General features: G+C 44.5%; 17 protein-coding genes and 1 pseudogene. 16 read left to right on the top strand and 2 right to left on the bottom strand.

Annotation, left to right across the window (positions count from 1 at the left end):
- The first annotated feature begins 89 nt into the window (after nt 1-89).
- From traL to GTH25_RS15080, 16 genes and pseudogenes are all read left to right on the top strand, one after another.
- A complete protein-coding gene (gene traL, locus GTH25_RS15145; RefSeq protein WP_000433891.1) occupies nt 90-371 on the top strand; it encodes a type IV conjugative transfer system protein TraL in 282 nt (93 codons plus the stop codon).
- Complete coding sequence (locus tag GTH25_RS15140; RefSeq protein ID WP_025441422.1) at nt 368-994, top strand: TraE/TraK family type IV conjugative transfer system protein; 627 nt, start codon at nt 368-370, stop codon at nt 992-994. The genes traL and GTH25_RS15140 overlap by 4 nt, the downstream gene beginning before the upstream one ends.
- Nucleotides 975-1,874 carry a TraK domain-containing protein gene (locus GTH25_RS15135; RefSeq protein WP_350421334.1) on the top strand — a complete coding sequence of 300 codons (900 nt, stop codon included), beginning with the start codon at nt 975-977 and terminating at the stop codon, nt 1,872-1,874. The genes GTH25_RS15140 and GTH25_RS15135 overlap by 20 nt, the downstream gene beginning before the upstream one ends.
- A gap of 2 nt (nt 1,875-1,876) precedes the next feature.
- The gene (locus tag GTH25_RS15130; RefSeq protein ID WP_164530711.1) at nt 1,877-3,166 is read left to right on the top strand and encodes a TraB/VirB10 family protein; all 1,290 of its coding nucleotides are present in this window, start codon (nt 1,877-1,879) and stop codon (nt 3,164-3,166) included.
- A 74-nt stretch (nt 3,167-3,240) separates the two neighbouring features.
- Nucleotides 3,241-3,813 (top strand): type IV conjugative transfer system lipoprotein TraV, encoded by a 573-nt coding sequence (gene traV / locus GTH25_RS15125; protein WP_164530710.1) that lies wholly within the window; start codon nt 3,241-3,243, stop codon nt 3,811-3,813.
- Complete coding sequence (gene traA, locus GTH25_RS15120; RefSeq protein ID WP_164530709.1) at nt 3,810-4,196, top strand: TraA family conjugative transfer protein; 387 nt, start codon at nt 3,810-3,812, stop codon at nt 4,194-4,196. The genes traV and traA overlap by 4 nt, the downstream gene beginning before the upstream one ends.
- A 178-nt stretch (nt 4,197-4,374) precedes the next feature.
- Nucleotides 4,375-5,208 carry a type IV toxin-antitoxin system AbiEi family antitoxin gene (locus GTH25_RS15115; RefSeq protein ID WP_434084288.1) on the top strand — a complete coding sequence of 278 codons (834 nt, stop codon included), beginning with the start codon at nt 4,375-4,377 and terminating at the stop codon, nt 5,206-5,208.
- Complete coding sequence (locus GTH25_RS15110; RefSeq protein WP_054103802.1) at nt 5,201-6,139, top strand: nucleotidyl transferase AbiEii/AbiGii toxin family protein; 939 nt, start codon at nt 5,201-5,203, stop codon at nt 6,137-6,139. The genes GTH25_RS15115 and GTH25_RS15110 overlap by 8 nt, the downstream gene beginning before the upstream one ends.
- 580 nt (nt 6,140-6,719) lie before the next feature.
- On the top strand, nt 6,720-9,047 hold the full coding sequence (locus GTH25_RS15105; protein ID WP_238795291.1) for an AAA domain-containing protein: 2,328 nt from the start codon (nt 6,720-6,722) through the stop codon (nt 9,045-9,047).
- Between the two features lie 116 nt (nt 9,048-9,163).
- Nucleotides 9,164-9,985 carry a TnsA endonuclease N-terminal domain-containing protein gene (locus tag GTH25_RS15100; protein ID WP_087529689.1) on the top strand — a complete coding sequence of 274 codons (822 nt, stop codon included), beginning with the start codon at nt 9,164-9,166 and terminating at the stop codon, nt 9,983-9,985.
- Entirely contained in the window at nt 9,972-12,080 is a 2,109-nt protein-coding gene (locus GTH25_RS15095; protein WP_087529690.1) for an integrase catalytic domain-containing protein, read from the top strand. The genes GTH25_RS15100 and GTH25_RS15095 overlap by 14 nt, the downstream gene beginning before the upstream one ends.
- Entirely contained in the window at nt 12,077-13,744 is a 1,668-nt protein-coding gene (locus tag GTH25_RS15090) for an AAA family ATPase (protein WP_087529691.1), read from the top strand. Before GTH25_RS15095 ends, GTH25_RS15090 begins: the two co-directional genes overlap by 4 nt.
- Before the next feature lie 2 nt (nt 13,745-13,746).
- Nucleotides 13,747-14,421, top strand: a complete 675-nt coding sequence (locus GTH25_RS19425) for a TniQ family protein (RefSeq protein WP_425319765.1) — start codon at nt 13,747-13,749, stop codon at nt 14,419-14,421.
- A pseudogene (locus GTH25_RS19420) lies at nt 14,403-14,567 on the top strand (hypothetical protein); the annotation flags it as partial. The gene GTH25_RS19425 and the pseudogene GTH25_RS19420, both read left to right, overlap by 19 nt.
- 84 nt (nt 14,568-14,651) lie before the next feature.
- A complete protein-coding gene (locus tag GTH25_RS19415) occupies nt 14,652-15,272 on the top strand; it encodes a TnsD family Tn7-like transposition protein (RefSeq protein WP_456291238.1) in 621 nt (206 codons plus the stop codon).
- Nucleotides 15,273-16,889 (top strand): Tn7-like element transposition protein TnsE, encoded by a 1,617-nt coding sequence (locus GTH25_RS15080; RefSeq protein WP_164530708.1) that lies wholly within the window; start codon nt 15,273-15,275, stop codon nt 16,887-16,889.
- Between the two features lie 282 nt (nt 16,890-17,171).
- Here GTH25_RS15080 and GTH25_RS15075 read toward each other — a convergent pair whose 3' ends face one another.
- Nucleotides 17,172-17,603, bottom strand: a complete 432-nt coding sequence (locus GTH25_RS15075; RefSeq protein ID WP_164530707.1) for an Lcl C-terminal domain-containing protein — start codon at nt 17,601-17,603, stop codon at nt 17,172-17,174.
- A gap of 215 nt (nt 17,604-17,818) precedes the next feature.
- Nucleotides 17,819-18,175 (bottom strand): hypothetical protein, encoded by a 357-nt coding sequence (locus GTH25_RS15070; protein ID WP_164530706.1) that lies wholly within the window; start codon nt 18,173-18,175, stop codon nt 17,819-17,821.
- Between the last annotated feature and the right edge of the window lie 61 nt (nt 18,176-18,236).

The following is an 18,236-nucleotide window of genomic DNA, read 5'->3' as shown; positions in this document are numbered from 1 at the left end:
ACCTTCAAGAATTCGGCATCTAGCTGACCACTTAACCTGCCAATCCCAAGGCATCCTTCACTTCTCAATTCAAACAACAAGGAGTGACTATGGAACCTGTGAGTATTCCGTCCTATATCGATGACCCGCCGCACTTCCTGCTTTGGAGTGCCGATGAGATGGCTCCCATCCTGTTGGGGCTAGTGATCGGCATTTTTACCGGTAATGCCTTGGTTTTATGCCTGTTGGGGTTGGTGACAACCAAGCTCTATCGGCGTTTTCGTGATGGTCGCCCAGATGGTTTTATTCTTCACGCCATCTACTGGGCCGGGCTGTTGCCAACCAAAGCCAAGACAATCCCTAACCCATTTATCAGGAGCTATCTGCCGTGAAGTTCGACGTGTTTTTAAAATCATGGCAAGGCACGCAATTAGAGAACCGATGGCAACGGTTCCTGATTGCGGTGCTGGTGCTATCTAATTTGCTGCTTGCGATAGCGGCATTTTCTCGCAATACCGTGGTAGCTATTCAACCACCAACCTTGTCTGAAACGGCTGAAGTGTCACGAAACCAAGCCACTCAACCTTACCTTGAATCCTGGGGACTCTACCTGGCTGAGCTTATGGGCAACGTGACGCCGGGTAATGTGTCTTTCATCCGGGTTGCCATTGAGCCGCTACTTTCACCTGCGGTGTACCAGCAAGTGGTCGATGCACTGGAGATTCAGGCAAGACAGATCCGTGAAGACCGAGTCACGCTCAAATTCCAACCCAGACAAGTGGAGTATGAGTATGAAACCGGCCATGTCTTTGTGACCGGTTATTCCTTGGTTTCTGGGCCATCTGGAGATGAACAGCGCCAAACTCGCACCTATGAGTTTGACATCGATATTGAGCAATACCGTCCAAAGCTCAGTTGGATGGATACGTATGAGGGGCAAGCTAGAACGAAGCGAGTTCGTGAAAAGTTGACCCAAGAGCAAAACCGGAGGGTGAATGATGCGAACCAAAATTAGTCGATGGATAACACCAAGCTTAATCGCAATGAGCTTGAGTGGCGTCCTGTTATCTCAAGCGTCGTATGCAGACGTGGAATTGCCGATTGTGCCAGCCAGTGTGATGAAGCAGTCTGCTACTGCAAATCCACCGGTTCAAAGCAATTCGGTTGCAGCGGATACGCCAACAACGCTACTGATGACACCGGGGGTTAATGAACTGATCCCTGTAGCACTTGGTCATCTGAATCGAATTGTGACGCCGTTTGAATCGCCTCAGGTGAGAACAACCAGTGATGCTCAGACGCAAATCAAGGGGAATGTTGTATATGTGGCCACGGACAAAGAATCACCGGTTTCACTTTACATCACTCCGACTGGTCAGGAAGCGCCTGCGTTATCTGTCACCTTAGTACCTCGTCGTATTCCACCGCGTGAAATCACCTTAGCTATTGATGGTCAGCAGTGGCCCATTAAGGGCGTCGTGAACCGAAAAGCCGCCACTTGGGAAACGGCTCAGCCATACGTCGATAGCTTACGTGATTTACTCAGACGCCTTGCACTAAATGAGTTACCACAAGGCTATGACATCCGTTTAGCTGGCCAAACTGACACAAGCCCGAAATGTTTTCAGCCGGGCTTAAAGTTTGGTTTTAAGCAGGGGCAAATTGTGACGGGACATTACTTCACCGTCTATGTAGGACTGGTTGAAAGCTTTGCCGATGAGCCGATAGAAGCCAGTGAAATAGCCTGTCATGCACCAGATATAGTGGCAAGCGCCTACTGGCCTCGCAATATCTTGTTGCTGGGTGAAAAGACTGAGTTGTATGTGGTTGTTCGCAATCATCGTGAAGAAGCGTTGGAAAGTCAGCGACCTTCACTTCTTGTGGGAGGTGAATAACGATGAAAGCACAATGGGAACAAATGAGCCCGAACATGAAGCGGGGCCTATCGGTTGCCGGTATTGCTGGTGGTCTCATCCTGATGGTGATGGTGTTTTCACCTAATCCTGACGATGGCTCAAGCAGTCGGAACCGACAGGAAACGATCCGGCACATTCTAACGGATACCAATACTCGTGATGTTGGGGTCGATAGTTTGGCTGCAAACGTAAAACTACTCAGTGAGCGCAATGAACAGTTACGTCGTGAAGTTGAGCGCTTGCGTCGTGACGTCGATTCAGGACGGCTAAGCCCAGGTTCGCCTTCTATACCAAGTGAGGTCAATGCGGAGCTGGCCCGCCTTAGAGCGGAACTTGATGATGTTCGCGCTGGAGGTGATGCAGCAGTTGAAGGCACAAATAGCCGCTTTGAAGTGCCTTTATCTGCCATGGAATTGCCTAAAGAAGAAAAGCCACTGCCGTCTAACCCAGACGACTATTTTGCCAATGCGCCGCTGCCTGATCCGCTCTATCAGCAGCCAGTCAATGGTCAAGGTACACGAGCACGAGATGTTCCATTGCCGCCAATCACGATTCGTATGATTGAGCCTGAAGTGGTTGCTGAACCAGAGGTTGTTGTGCAAGAAGCGCCGCCTTTGTATCTACCGGCGGGCAGCATTATCTCGGGTACTTTGATCACGGGTTTGGATGCACCTACTCACGAGTCCGCAAGACGCGAACCTTTTCCTGCATTGCTGAGGATTCAAAAGGAAGCCATTTTACCCAACCGATTTAGAGCGGATATCAAAGAGTGTTTCTTGATCGCCGCAGGTTACGGTGATTTGAGCTCTGAGCGTGCTTATTTGCGAGGCGAGACCATTTCATGTGTGAGAGAAGATGGTGGCGTCATTGAAACACGACTGGATTCTTATGCCGTGGGTGAAGACGGCAAAGCCGGTATTCGTGGCCGATTGGTGTCGAAACAAGGCCAGCTGGTGGCCAAATCGATGATGGCCGGATTCCTTCAGGGCTTGGCTGGCGCATTTGATGTAAATCCTGTTCCGACGATTCAGACGGGTAATGCCGGTGATACTCAGCTGTACCAGCAAGTCATGAGCCAAGAAGCATTACAAGGCGCTGCGATTAAAGGCACAGGTAAAGCATTGGATCGAGTGGCCAAGTTCTATTTGGACATGGCTGAAAATATGTTCCCAGTCATAGAGATAGACGCTGCAAGGAAAATTGAAGTAATCGTCACTCGTGGTGCCTCGTTGTCGTTGGCCACTTCGCAAGGGGGAGGTGCAAGAAGATGAAAAAATCCTGCATGTTGCTAACCGATCGAAGTTCGTTTCAGACAATAAGATGTGTATCCAGAGGAGAGTTAACTATGACGACATCAATGCAGAACAACCCAAAGCACCAGTCAAAACAGTGGTCTAAAGCTGGATTACTTTTATTGGCAGTCGGCTCAACCTTATTGTCTGGCTGTAGTTCATTGGGTCTTGGGAGTAGTGAATATGGATGCCCAGGTATGCCTGACGGTGTGCGCTGTTTATCCGCTCGAGAAGTCTATGAGCTTACCAGTAATGGCGCTGCACCCAAGACGATTGATGCTGTGGCGACTCGAATTGGTTCTCCCTCTGGGTATTCACAATCTGATTTAGAAACAGGACTGTTGAGCCATCCAGCATTACCTGAGACGCAGCAATCTGCACCTATTCGCATTCCTTCAAGGGTGATGCGAATTTGGATTGCGCCTTGGGAGGATGACCGTGGAGATCTGAATTTATCCAGCTACGTGTTTACCGAAATTGAACCGCGCCGGTGGGATATTGGGGTGTCCGCAACTCGAACGGTTTCGCCAGTGCTACGTCCACTTCAGACTCAAAGCGATTCAGCCTCAGCGGGAGCTGATGGTAAGCGCGATAACTTGAGTATCTACGGAGAAACTAACGAATGACAAATGCAGTTCGCAGCATTCAGACTCAGCGCCTAATGACCATTGGTGCGCTTGGTTTGATGGCGTTAATGATTTCGGAGCCCTCATTTGCGGGCACCGGTGGTGATGCTTTCACCGATGTGTGGGATACCCTAAAAGATTGGACCCAAGGTACTTTGGGACGGATCGTAGCGGGAGCCATGGTTCTGGTGGGTATTGTGGGCGGTATCGCTCGCCAAAGCTTGATGGCCTTTGCCTTGGGCATTGGTGGCGGTATGGGTCTCTACAATACGCCAACAGTCGTTGAAAGTGTTATGTCTGCAACTTTACCTGTCGTTGCCAGCACTCAAGAAGTCATTGGCACAACAGTTCCAGCAATCAGCGCCGTCTTACTGGGCCCCTGAATGTGAACCACAGTAGGCAGTTCACTTAAGGCAATCAAACTTAGGTCTACACAACATCGGGTTATTGGTGATGTTGTGTAGACCTTTTCATTTCAGCGACGCCACATTAACGAACTTGGTTTACAGTATTTGGTATATTAATACCTAAAGTGTTAAAATTCCTATCGTAATAAACTATATGGTTTATACTGTTCGTGATATTCATACTTTTGGTGTTAAAATGTCATCTAAAATAAACTGGCTTGTTGCTCATACTTCTCCTGGTGCGCTAGTACTTCAGCAATGGCTGACTGAAAACGGTGTGAGCTATTCCTTGGCTCAAAAGTACGCGCAGAACGGTTGGCTAAAGAAGCTATGTTCTGGCGTGTATTATCGTCCAGATGCGCAGGGCGATATAAAGCCAACTTGGGTTGATGCCATTCAAGCATTAGATGTGCAATTGGGCGTTTCAGTTCATTTGGCTGGATTGAGCAGCTTAACTCACCAAGGACTGAGTCACTATTTACAGCTGAACAAAGAGCAAGTTTGGATTTGCGTTAAAAATAAGTCGTCCTTACCAAAATGGTTTCGTGAATTCCCTTATCAGAATTGGTTTTACTGTGGAAATCATAAGCTTGAAGTGAATCCCGAGAAAGATTTGAAAAGGATCACGGTTAAAGAGAAAGAACTCACTGTCAGCTGTGCAGAACTTGCTGCCTATGAAGTGGTAGACGCTATTGGGAAGCTGATTTCATTTGAGCATGTCGCAGAATTATTTCAGGGTTTAGTCAATCTTAGCCCTAGAAAAGTACAAGATATTCTTGAGCGAAGCAGCTCTGTTCAGGCAAACCGAATATTTCTATTTCTGGGTCGATACTACGATCACCAGTGGGTCAATCGCATAGATGAAACAAGAATTAAATTGGGTGCAGGAAAGCGGCAGGTTGTCGAAAAAGGACGTTTTGATGAGCGATATCAAATCACAGTGCCAGAGATATTAAGCGTCAAAAAAGGTGAACAACATAATGGATAAAGATAGCCCATATTACAAACAGGTTTCCTTGCTCATAAGAATGCTTCCTGTGGTAGCAACAGAGACGGTTTTTGCACTTAAAGGTGGCACCGCCATTAATTTATTTGTGAGAGATTTTCCTCGGCTATCTGTAGATATTGATCTTGCTTATCTTCCACTTGAACCAAGAGATGAGGCATTGATTAATGTCAGGGCTGCATTGCAGCGCATTACAGACAGAATCAATATTCAACCAGATATCAGAGCGGCATTTCAGGATAATAAAGCTGATGAACTGAGAATCGTTGTATCAAGTCCGGTTGCGACGATCAAAATTGAAGTGTCGCCCGTCGCCAGAGGTACATTGCATAGGGCAGAAATAATGCCAGTTCAAGAGTCTGTTGAAGACGAGTTTGGTTATGCTGAGATTCAGGTAGTCAGTCTTCCCGATCTGTATGGTGGAAAATTGTGTGCTGCAATGGATCGCCAACATCCTCGCGACTTATTTGATGTGCGTATGTTACTTGGCAGTGAAGGGATTTCGAGAGAGATTTTGGTGGGTTTTTTAACCTATACATTAAGTCACCCTCGGCCTATTAATGAAGTCATGTCGCCAAACTGGCAGCCTCTAAATGAGAAATTTCAGGCAGAATTTGACGGAATGACTTTTGAAAAAGTTGAATGCGAAGACTTAGCCTCTGTTAGGCCCATGATGTTAATTGAACTGCAAAAACATTTCACAGAAAGGGATCATGCTTTCCTTATGTCATTCAAAAGAGGGCAACCTGACTGGGCATTGTTTGACTATCCTAATGCAGCAGACTTGCCAGCGATTCGTTGGAAGTTGCAGAATATTAACAAATTGGCAAAGAATCAAGCAAAACATCAAGAGCAATTAGATAAATTAAAGCAAGTGCTTGATGATTGGCTTGTTAACGCAAACGCCGAGTAATTCGTTTATAACAATCCTCAACGAGCTATAAGCCCCCTAGTTAGATTGCGATTTCTTCAATCTATCTAACCGAGTCCACATAGGTGTAAAAAAACGGGCTCAGCTAAACCGTTTGGCTAGCAACGGCGCTTCTGTCATCGCTTGTAGGCGATAAAAGTGTTATGTCTGCAACCTTAACCTATCGTTGCCAGCACTCAAGAAGTCATTAGCACAACAGTTCCAGCAATCAGCGCCGTTTTACTGTGCACCTGATAACAATAAAAAATGCCCAAGCGGCCAGATATCTGACGGCTTGGGCGTCATCCTACCCCGTACCCGTTTATCATGACGGCGTTTCAGTTAAAAGTAGTCAAAGTAAAGTTGTTTGGGTTCTTTTCATTGTCTTGGCTTCATGAGAGTTATGTGATGTACAAAATGGTACTTATAGGTTATAAATTTACCCAAAGGGTGTGAAAAATACCTTTCTGTAAAAACCTTTATTTGTTCGGTGGTGCGCAATTAATAAGGCCTTTGAATCGAAGGTTGTTGGCACGATGCTTGATATTTAGGATGAACAACTTATTCGATCAAAGGACGAAACATGGCGTTATTAAGATACGCAAACTTAGGAATTCACAGGCCAGACATCCTGCTTAGTAAAGCAGTGAGTGGTCTTGGTGACTTTTATAAGTATTTAGACACCACTCGAAAATACCTAGAAAGTACGAAGGCTGTTAAAGCGATAGCTTGGGAAAAGCTGGACGATGCTCAAAGTGGAGTATGGATACAATTAGTTGAGCCTGCCGATAACTGCGGTGATTTCGAAAAGAACTTAAAGCTCTTTTTAGATGAAAGTACCGACACGGTATACGAAGCAAGCCCCGCTAGATGGAAAGCCGTGGGTAGTGCCGCTAGAGAATGCCCAAATTGTAGAAGTCACGGTAAACCTAAAATGGCTTATGCAACTGAGGAGCACGCGGACGAAATTGCGAGTGAATTAGGCAATGGGCTGTCGTCGTATGAGTGTCCAGACGGTTATGGTTGGCATTTGACGGGTAAATCACAAAGCAATGTTGGATTCAATAAATCCAACGCAATTTCAGTCCTGGACAGAAATGTAGAGAATGACAGCTTGTTATTGGATCGTTTACCTGACCACGACTATTTGGTTATTCGTCCAAACACATACCAGTTAAAGTGTCAGATTAATGCATTACAAAGCTTACAAGACACCCCTTCTATTCACCATCTTCCGCTATTGAGGCTGTTTGAAGGTAAGGATCATGCTAAGTGGCCGAATGTTCCTTATGATGAGCACTTATTTAACGATGACTACTACGTTCTTACCGATGGAGCAAGAGAGGGAACATCTCAGCAGCGTGATTTTGTAAATATTGCACTCAATACACCAGACTTTGCCTTCCTTGAAGGCCCCCCTGGATCTGGCAAAACTACAGCCATTTGCGAACTGATTCTTCAATTAATAAAGCGAGGTAAGCGGATCTTACTTTGTGCATCAACACACGTTGCTGTTGACAATGTTCTTGAACGAATGATGTCTGAAGAAAATATTTATCGCGACATGGTGTTACCTGTACGGATTGGAGATAAATCAAGCGTTTCTCAAAAGGCAAAGCCATGGCAATTGGAAGAGTTTGTTAAAACTGAACGCACAAGATTGCTAAAACATCTTCAGCAACAACCGCACATTTCAGTTAGTCAGAAGTTACTTAAAAGTAAGGTCGGTGAAGGTAAACATATTGTTGAGCGTCTTGTTCTTGAAGCGGCGAATTTAGTTTGCGGGACAACTATTGGTTTGCTTCAGCATCCTGATATCAAAAATAAACAATCAACATCGCCAATCTTCGATGTGATGATTATTGATGAAGCATCAAAAACAACTTTTCAAGAGTTTTTGGTGCCAGCGGTACTTGCCAAGCGTTGGATCATGGTGGGAGACCCAAAACAGCTTTCACCTTATGTTGATGATGAAGCTACCGAAGTAAATTTGCAGCCATGTTTACAGGATAGTTATCAGCGAGAAGCATGCGCAGATATTTTCTCTGCTCGACAAATCAATATTCAGAAACGAGAAGTATCCTTGGTTTGCACTGACGATGAAAAGACAATTGAATTTTATCATCAGCAAGCAAAGTCCAAAAATGTATTGGTTGCATCATCTAAAGGTCCGAAGACAGATCTCCCTTACGCATCAGTAGTCCTTGGTTCGTCAGCGTTCATCGCTCAGAATGCTAATCACCTACCCCTGGATTTGACGACCATAAGGGGGCTGCCTGCGTTACCGGAAAAGTTAGAAATGCGACTTGCAGCGCATTCGAGATTAACTCGTACAAAAATCAAGACCGAGTCCGATAGCTGGGAATCCCAGTTAGCGTGGCGACTGGCTCGTATGTACGAACAGCGCCTAAATACAGAATCTAACGGAAGTTCTAAAACTGTTAATAAGTTAGAGGAAGATATCAAAGCGCTACTACCATTTGACTCAGAAAAAGATACGTTCACTGCAATAGACAGGGTACGTAGGATCGCACTGCCTTCTATCCTTGAATCACTACAAGTTGGATTTGAACGAACAGAGTATCAGAAACAAGGCACCGCTCTGTCTGATGGACTTCCAGCCAGTGTTTTGGAACAACGACAAATACGGCTTAGTTACCAGCACAGAATGCATCCAGACATTGCCGAGTTTTCCCGAGTACATATATACCATGAAAAAGCACTGCAAAGTCCTGATGGCCAAGCTGAAAAGCGGGACTGGGGATTCCGAAGCGGCTCACATCGTTGTATATGGCACGATGTTAAAGGTCGAAAAGGCAAAGAAGGTGAAATCACCGCTGAATTAGAAGAAATATTAAAAGAATTAAGTCGCTTTGATTCTTGGGCAAAATCATGTAGAGTAACAAAATAGATTGCGCCTAGACAAAATAGTTTGCGCCTGTGACAGTATAGATTGCATCTAGACAAAATAGTTGTAAACTGAAATCGGTCCAGTTATGCTGTGAAAAAGCATACTGGACTTTTATTATGGCTAAAGCAAAATCTTCATTCTCAGAAGTACAAATTGCCCGTCGTATTAAAGAGGGGCGTGGCCAAGGGCATGGTAAGGACTACATTCCATGGCTAACAGTACAAGAAGTCCCTTCATTAGGTCGTTCCCACCGTATTTATTCTCATAAAACGGGACGAGTTCATCATTTGCTCTCTGACTTAGAACTTGCTGTTTTTCTTAGCCTTGAATGGGAGAGCAGCGTGCTAGATATACGCGAGCAGTTCCCCCTATTACCTAGTGACACCAAGCAGATTGCAATAGATAGTGGCATTAAGCATCCTGCTATTCGCGGCGTAGATCAGGTTATGTCTACTGATTTTTTGGTGGACTGCAAAAACGGTCCTTTTGAGCAGTTTGCTATTCAAGTCAAACCTGCAGCAGCCTTACAAGACGAGCGCACCCTAGAAAAATTAGAACTAGAGCGTCGTTATTGGCAGCAAAAACAAATTCCTTGGTTCATTTTTACTGATAAAGAAATAAATCCCGTAGTAAAAGAAAATATTGAATGGCTTTATTCGGTGAAAGCAGAAGGGGCTTCTGCGGAGCTTTTAGCACAACTGCCAACATTAGCTCATATTCTGCAGGAAAAAGGAGATGAAAACATTATCAATGTCTGTAAGCAGGTTGATATTGCTTATGATTTGGAGCTAGGTAAAACGTTAAGTGATGTTAGAGCATTAGTCGCTAATGGCTTTATTAAATTTAATATTTATAAGCCGTTTAGATTGAGTACCTGTGCTGAGCTGGATATAGAGCACGATGGAGCAGCGCAAAGGGGGCTTTATGTGGCAAATTAATGAGGTGCTTCAAGTAGAAAGCCGCTTTTATCGGGTTTTAGATATTAGTCAGGGGGAGTTGATCTGGATTGATATTGAAAATCCGAAGGCGTTGCCAGAAAGGATTTTGGAGTTGAGTCTCTTGGCTGCCTTGGACTCAGGTCAGTTAGTGAGGAGTACGGATCCCTTTGATTACCTAGACCAAGAGGATCCAGAAATAGGGTCTGTACGTTTTATTCGTAGAGAAGAAAATATTAAGGTATTGCTACCACTCTTGCAGCATAAGGGTATTTTTGATGCTTCTGAAAGAGCACGTTTAATTGATGCTGTTGTGGAGTCTAAGCAGGTTTCGAAAAAAACAGTTTATCGATTATTAAGAAGGTATTGGCAGCGTGGTCAAACGCCTAATGCATTAATTCCCGACTACAAAAACAGCGGTGCACCAGGGGGAAGACGCTCAGCGACAGGAACAGCAAAAATTGGCCGAGCCAGAGAATATGGTAAGGGTGAAGGAACCAAGGTAACGCCCGAGATTGAACGGCTTTTTAGGTTGACCATAGAAAAGCATCTATTAAATCAAAAAGGTATAAAGACCACCGTTGCCTATAGACGATTTGTGGACTTGTTTGCTCAGTATTTTCCTCGCATTCCCCAAGAGGATTATCCAACGCTACGTCAGTTTCGTTATTTTTATGATCGAGAATACCCTAAAGCTCAGCGGTTAAAGTCCAGAGTTAAAGCAGGGGTATATAAAAAAGACGTACGACCCTTAAGTAGTACAGCCACTTCTCAGGCGTTAGGCCCAGGGAGTCGTTATGAGATTGATGCCACGATTGCTGATATTTATTTAGTGGATCATCATGATCGCCAAAAAATCATAGGAAGACCAACGCTTTACATTGTGATTGATGTGTTTAGTCGGATGATCACGGGCTTTTATATCGGCTTTGAAAATCCGTCTTATGTGGTGGCGATGCAGGCTTTTGTAAATGCTTGCTCTGACAAAACGGCGATTTGTGCCCAGCATGATATTGAGATTAGTAGCTCAGACTGGCCGTGTGTAGGTTTGCCAGATGTGTTGCTAGCGGACCGTGGCGAATTAATGAGTCATCAGGTCGAAGCCTTAGTTTCTAGTTTTAATGTGCGAGTGGAAAGTGCTCCACCTAGACGTGGCGATGCTAAAGGCATAGTGGAAAGTACGTTTAGAACCCTTCAAGCTGAGTTTAAATCCTTTGCTCCAGGCATTGTAGAGGGCAGTCGGATCAAAAGCCATGGTGAAACAGACTATAGGTTGGATGCATCTCTGTCGGTATTTGAGTTCACACAAATTATTTTGCGTACGATCTTATTCAGAAATAACCATCTGGTGATGGATAAATACGATCGAGATGCTGATTTTCCTACAGATTTACCGTCTATTCCTGTCCAGTTATGGCAATGGGGGATGCAGCATCGTACAGGTAGTTTAAGGGCTGTGGAGCAAGAGCAGTTGCGAGTAGCGTTACTACCTCGCCGAAAGGTCTCTATTTCTTCATTTGGCGTTAATTTGTGGGGTTTGTATTACTCGGGGTCAGAGATTCTACGTGAGGGTTGGTTGCAGCGGAGCACTGATATAGCTAGACCTCAACATTTAGAAGCGGCTTATGACCCAGTGCTGGTTGATACGATTTATTTGTTTCCGCAAGTTGGCAGCCGTGTATTTTGGCGCTGTAATCTAACGGAACGTAGTCGGCAGTTTAAAGGTCTCTCATTTTGGGAGGTTTGGGATATACAAGCACAAGAAAAACACAATAAAGCTAATGCGAAGCAGGATGAGTTAACTAAACGCAGGGAGCTTGAGGCGTTTATTCAGCAAACTATTCAGAAAGCCAACAAGCTAACGCCTAGTACCACTGAGTCCAAATCAACACGCATTAAGCAGATTAAAACCAATAAAAAAGAAGCCGTGACTTCAGAGCGTAAAAAGCGTGCAGAGCTTTTGAAGCCTAGTTCGTCTGGAGAGGAGGCGAAAGTGATTCCTTTCATCGCAGTGGAGGCGGATGATCAAGAGGATTACAGCCTACCCACATACGTGCCTGAGTTATTTCAGGATCCACCAGAAAAGGATGAGTCATGAGTGCTACCCAGATTCAAGCGGTTTATCGTGATACGGGGGTAGAGGCTTATCGTGGCAATCCTTTTATCGAGGCCTTACCACCACTGCAAGAGTCAGTGAATAGTGCTGCATCACTGAAATCCTCTTTACAGCTTACCTCCTCTGACTTGCAAAAGCCCCGTGTTATCAGAGCTCATACCATTTGTCGTATTCCAGATGACTATTTTCAGCCATTAGGTACGCATTTGCTACTGAGTGAGCGTATTTCGGTCATGATTCGAGGTGGCTACGTAGGCAGAAATCCAAAAACAGGTGATTTGCAAAAGCACTTACAAAATGGCTATGAGCGTGTTCAAAAGGGAGAGTTGGAGGCATTTCGCTTTGAGGAGGCTCGGTCCACGGCACAAAGTTTATTGTTAATTGGTTGTTCTGGTAGCGGTAAAACTACCTCGCTACATCGTATCTTAGCTACTTACCCTCAAGTGATTTATCACCCCGAGCTTAATGTAGAGCAAGTGGTGTATTTGAAAATAGACTGCTCGCATAATGGTTCGCTAAAAGAGATCTGCTTGAATTTTTTCAGAGCGTTGGATCGAGCCTTAGGCTCGAACTATGAGCGTCGTTATGGATTAAAACGTCATGGTATAGAAACCATGTTGGCTTTGATGTCACAAATAGCCAATGCACATGCTTTAGGGGTGTTGGTTATTGATGAAATTCAGCATTTAAGCCGCTCTCGCTCGGGAGGCTCTCAAGAGATGCTGAATTTTTTTGTAACGATGGTGAATATTATTGGCGTACCAGTGATGCTGATTGGTACGCCTAAAGCACGGGAGATTTTTGAGGCTGACTTGCGGTCTGCCCGTAGAGGTGCAGGGTTTGGGGCTATTTTCTGGGATCCTATACAACAAACACAACGTGGAAAGCCCAATCAAGAGTGGATTGCCTTTACGGATAATCTTTGGCAATTACAGCTGTTACAACGTAAAGATGAGTTGTTGTCTGAGGAGATTCGGGATGTCTGGTATGAGCTGAGCCAAGGAGTGATGGATATTGTAGTAAAACTTTTTGTACTCGCTCAGCTCCGTGCACTAGCTTTAGGCAATGAGCGTATTACCCCTAGTTTATTGCGGCAAGTGTATCAAGATGAGTTAAAGCCTGTGCACCCCATGCTAGAGGCATTACGTTCGGGCATACCAGAACGTATAGCCCGTTACTCTGACTTAGTGGTTCCTGAGATTGATAAACGGTTAATTCAACTTCAGCTAGACATCGCAGCGATACAAGAACAAACACCAGAAGAAAAAGCGCTTCAGGAGCTAGATACCGAAGATCAGCGCCACTTATATCTGATGCTAAGAGAGGATTATGATTCAAGCTTGTTAATTCCCACTATTAAAAAAGCGTTTAGCCAGAATCCAACGATGACAAGACAAAAGCTACTGCCTCTTGTTTTGCAGTGGTTGATGGAAGGCGAAACGGTAGTGTTAGAACTAGAAAAGCCTTCCAAGAGTAAAAAGGTTTCGGCTACAAAGGTAGTCAAACCAAGCGACTGGGATAGTTTTCCTGATACGGACTTACGTTATATCTATTCACAACGCCAACCTGAAAAAACCATGCATGAACGGTTAAAAGGGAAAGGGGTAATAGTGGATATGGCGAGCTTATTCAAACAAGCAGGCTAACGATGAGAAACTTTCCTGTCCCGTACTCGAATGAGCTGATTTATAGCACTATTGCACGGGCAGGCGTTTATCAAGGGATTGTTAGCCCTAAGCAGCTGTTGGATGAGGTGTATGGCAACCGCAAGGTGATCGCTACCTTAGATCTGCCCTCGCATTTAGGTGTCATAGCAAGACATCTACATCAAACAGGACATTACGCTGTTCAGCAGCTTATTTATGAGCATACCTTATTCCCTTTATATGCCCCATTTGTGGGTAAAGAGCGCCGAGACGAAGCGATTTGGTTAATGGAGTACCAAGCGCAAGGTGCAGTGCATTTAATGCTAGGAGTCGCTGCCTCTAGAGTTAAGAGTGATAACCGCTTTAGATACTGCCCTGATTGCGTTGCTCTTCAGCTAAATAGGTATGGGGAAGCCTTTTGGCAACGAGATTGGTATTTGCCCGCTTTGCCATATTGTCCAAAACACGGTGCTTTAGTCTTCTTTGATAGAGCAGTAGATGATCACCGACATCAATTTTGGGCTGTGAGTCATACTGAGCTGCTTTCAGACTACCCCAAAGACTCCCTATCTCAATTAACAGCACTAGCTGCTTATATAGCCCCTCTGTTAGACGCTCCACGAGCGCAAGAGCTTTCCCCAAGCCTTGACAGTGGACGCTGTTTTATCAGCGCTTAGCGCAGGATCTAGGGCTAATCAAAAGCAAGCACATTCGTCATGACTTGGTGGCGGAGAGAGTGAGGCAGACTTTTAGTGATGAGGCATTAGAGAAACTGGATTTAACGTTGGCAGAGAACAAGGACACGTGTTGGCTGAAAAGTATATTCCGTAAGCATAGAAAAGCCTTTAGTTATTTACAGCATAGTATTGTGTGGCAAGCCTTATTGCCAAAACTAACGGTTATAGAGGTGCTACAGCAGGCAAGTGCTATTACTGGGCACTCTATAGCGACAAGACCTGTCAGCCAGTCTGTGCAACCTAACTCTGAAGATTTATCTATTAAACGTAAAAAATGGCAGCAGCTGGTGCATCTATACCAAGGGATTAACGAGGCAAGACAGTCTTTAGAGGGTGGGGCGCTATACGCTTGGCTTTACCGACATGACAGGGATTGGTTAGTTCACTGGAATCAACAGCATAAACAAGAGCGTCTGGCACCCGCCCCTAGAGTTGATTGGAACCAAAGAGATCGAATTGCTGTACGACAAATATTAAGAATCATAAAGCGTCTAGATAGCAGCCTTGACCATCCAAGGGCGACAGCGAATTGGTTGCTAAAGCAAATCCCGAATGGAACTTCACTTGCTAAAAATCTACAGAAACTGCCTTTGGTAGCGCTTTGCTTAAAGCGTTACTCAGAGAGTGTGGAAGATTATCAAATTAGACGGATTAGCCAAGCCTTTATTAAGCTTAAACAGGAAGATGTTGAGCTTAGGCGCTGGCGATTATTAAGAAGTGCAACGTTATCTAAAGAGCGGATAACTGAGGAAGCACAAAGATTCTTGGAAATGGTTTATGGGGAAGAGTGAGTGGTTAGGCTAGCTAAATTTAATGACAATGTGCAGGTTGTACATATTGGTCATTTATTCCGTAACTCGGGTCATAAGGAGTGGCGTATTTTTGTTTGGTTTAATCCAATGCAAGAACGGAAATGGACTCGATTTACTCATTTGCCTTTATTAAGTCGAGCTAAGGTGGTTAACAGTACAACAAAGCAAATAAATAAGGCGGATCGTGTGATTGAGTTTGGTGCATCGGATCTTCAACGAGCCAAAATGATCGATTTTCCTAATCTCTCGTCCTTTGCTTCCGTACGCAACAAGGATGGAGCGCAGAGTTCATTTATTTATGAAGCTGAAACACAATATAGCAAGATTCGTTATCACATTCCGCAGTTAGAGTTAGCTCGGTCGTTATTTTTAATTAATTCCTATTTCTGTCGAAGTTGTTTGAGCAGTACCGCTTTACAGCAAGAGTTTGATGTTCACTATGAGGTTGAACGAGACCATTTAGAGATACGGATTTTGCCTAGTTCTTCGTTTCCTAAAGAGGCGTTAGAGCAGTCGGCCGTAGTGCAGCTTTTAGCTTGGCTATTTTCTGATCCAGATGTCATGGATTCGTACGAAAGCATTTTTAAGCACTATCAACAAAATAGAGAAATTAAAAACAACGTTGAAAGTTGGTGTTTTAGCTTTGATCCTCCGCCCATGCAAGGATGGAAACTACATGTAAAAGGACGTTTTTCTAATGAGAGTAGGGATTATTTAGTTGAGGAAATAGTAGGTTTAGAAATCAACGCTATGCTTCCTAGCACAACAACTATTAGCCATGCCTCTTTTCAGGAAAAAGAGGAAAGTGGCGGCAGTACGCAGCACGTAGCAATTCCAACTGAGTCAATCGTTGATGATGAGGACCTACAGTTAGATGATGAAGAGACGGCCAATATAGACACAGACACACGAGTCATAGAGGCTGAGCCGACATGGATAAGTTTTAGTAGACCTAGTCGAATTGAAAAATCTCGCAGGGCAAGAAAAAGTAGCCAAACAATCTTAGAAAAAGAAGAGGCTACTACAGATGAAGATAGTAATTTAGTGAGTACTGACGAACCACACTTAGGCGGTGTACTAGCAGCGGCAGATGTGGGTGGAAAACAAGATGCAACAAATTACAACAGCATTTTCGCCAGTCGTTTTGCAGCCTTTAATGAGCTACTTTCAATTCTAAAAACTAAATTTGCATGTCGGGTGCTTTTTGAAGAAACCTTGGTTTTGCCAAAAGTTGGACGTAGCCGATTACATCTGTGTAAGGATGGTTCACCAAGAGTGATTAAAGCGGTTGGGTTGCGACGTAATGGTAGTGAATTTGTTTTGCTAGAGGTGGATGCATCGGATGGGGTGAAAATGCTTTCTACCAAAGTATTGACTGGTGTTGATAGCGAAACATGGCGCAATGATTTTGAGCGAATACGACGTGGGGTAGTGAAGAACTCATTGAACTGGCCGAATGGTTTGCTGGGTCAATTATATGGACAAGGGGGGCATAGAGGGGTGAATCATCCGAAGGGGCTGGGTGAGCTGCAAGTGTCGAGAGAGGATATGGATGGGTGGGCTGAGAGAGTGGTTAGAGAGCAATTTACGCATTAAAGGAATGACTGAAACCCTAGTTACTTTAACGCCGAGCTAAGCGGCAGTTTTTAAGTTGTGGTTTTGTGGAATACTTTTGCGCAGCAAATCCACAAAAGCGCAACTTAAAAACTGTCCAGCCACGAAGTGGCGGTGCTTGAGCGATTTGTTATGCATTTTCTGCCCATCGATCTTTGTGCCATGCAAAATATTTTTTGTTACTTGACCAATTAGAAACTTTTTTGCCAACCAGCTGCGAAATAGTTTTATTAAGAAACGTGGTTGAAAATGAAGGTTTTCATATCAGTAACGAACACACCTGACATATTTGGAATAACAAGCATAGCCACTACGTGATTCACTATGTGGCTTTCTCTTTGCGTAAAAAAAATTGACAAGGAATGTGCGCGCTCTATTTCCATCTATTTCATCAGCTTGGCTTGATGTCCAAAAAGACTGACGGTCAAAATCCATAGAATGCAAAAGCGGCTCTTTAATAAAAATTCCTGAACTAGGGCCACCTTTTATGAAATAAGGTTTCTCAGTATTTAGCGTTTCTAATTCAAATACAGTCGGCACTCTCCAATCGCTATAGCCTCCATAATTTAATTGGTTTAATTGCTCAGCATACCTACCTACATCTTTCCAATCTATCTTATTATCGCTTGTTGCCGTTTGCCACATCAGCCCGGTTTCAGGATCTAACCAAACGTCCTCGCTTCGATTTTTTGACATAATATACATCCTCTTTATCAGCCGGTTTACCCTTTTGAGCTTTACACGTTCAAAAGGACGTTGTAGTACGTACCAACGTTCGCTAACTCTATTGCTGCATTAATTTTTCAGGCATGTAAAACTTCTTTAGTGGACGTGCATAACGCCCGCAGCATGCGCGGCTTTGAAATGGAGGCGAAGCCGCAATGGAAAAGCCGTCGCCGTGCCTGCGATTGTTATGTTTTCTTACGCTTCATTTTTATTCCGCCGGCTCCAATCTCGACATACTCCCAGTCGGAAAACAGGCTGATCGCGATCGTTCCACCAACAGCTACTATCAAAGCCACGATCGTTGACGTTGCTACACCAGCAGATGGTGCAAATGCTGCGACCGCTCCCGCACCGACTGGACCAGTTGTAATCACAAGAGGAATGGCGGCGATAATTCCTCCTACCGCGGCAGGCCCCCAAGATTTGGCCAGCTTTACAGCCTTTAGCTTTTTGACCAGATCATCATCATGCGTGATTATCTCGTTAGCATCAGACTTCATTGCTGCTTTCAATTCACTAATACTGGATACTTCTTTGGTCATTTTCTTAGCTCTCCGACAAGAACATAACGCCTGGCACAGCGGATCGCAAACCTGGCGCGGC

The sequence above is a fragment of the Proteus terrae subsp. cibarius genome (assembly GCF_011045835.1).
Taxonomy (GTDB): Bacteria; Pseudomonadota; Gammaproteobacteria; order Enterobacterales; family Enterobacteriaceae; genus Proteus; species Proteus cibarius.
This window is presented reverse-complemented; position numbering and strand designations above follow the sequence as displayed.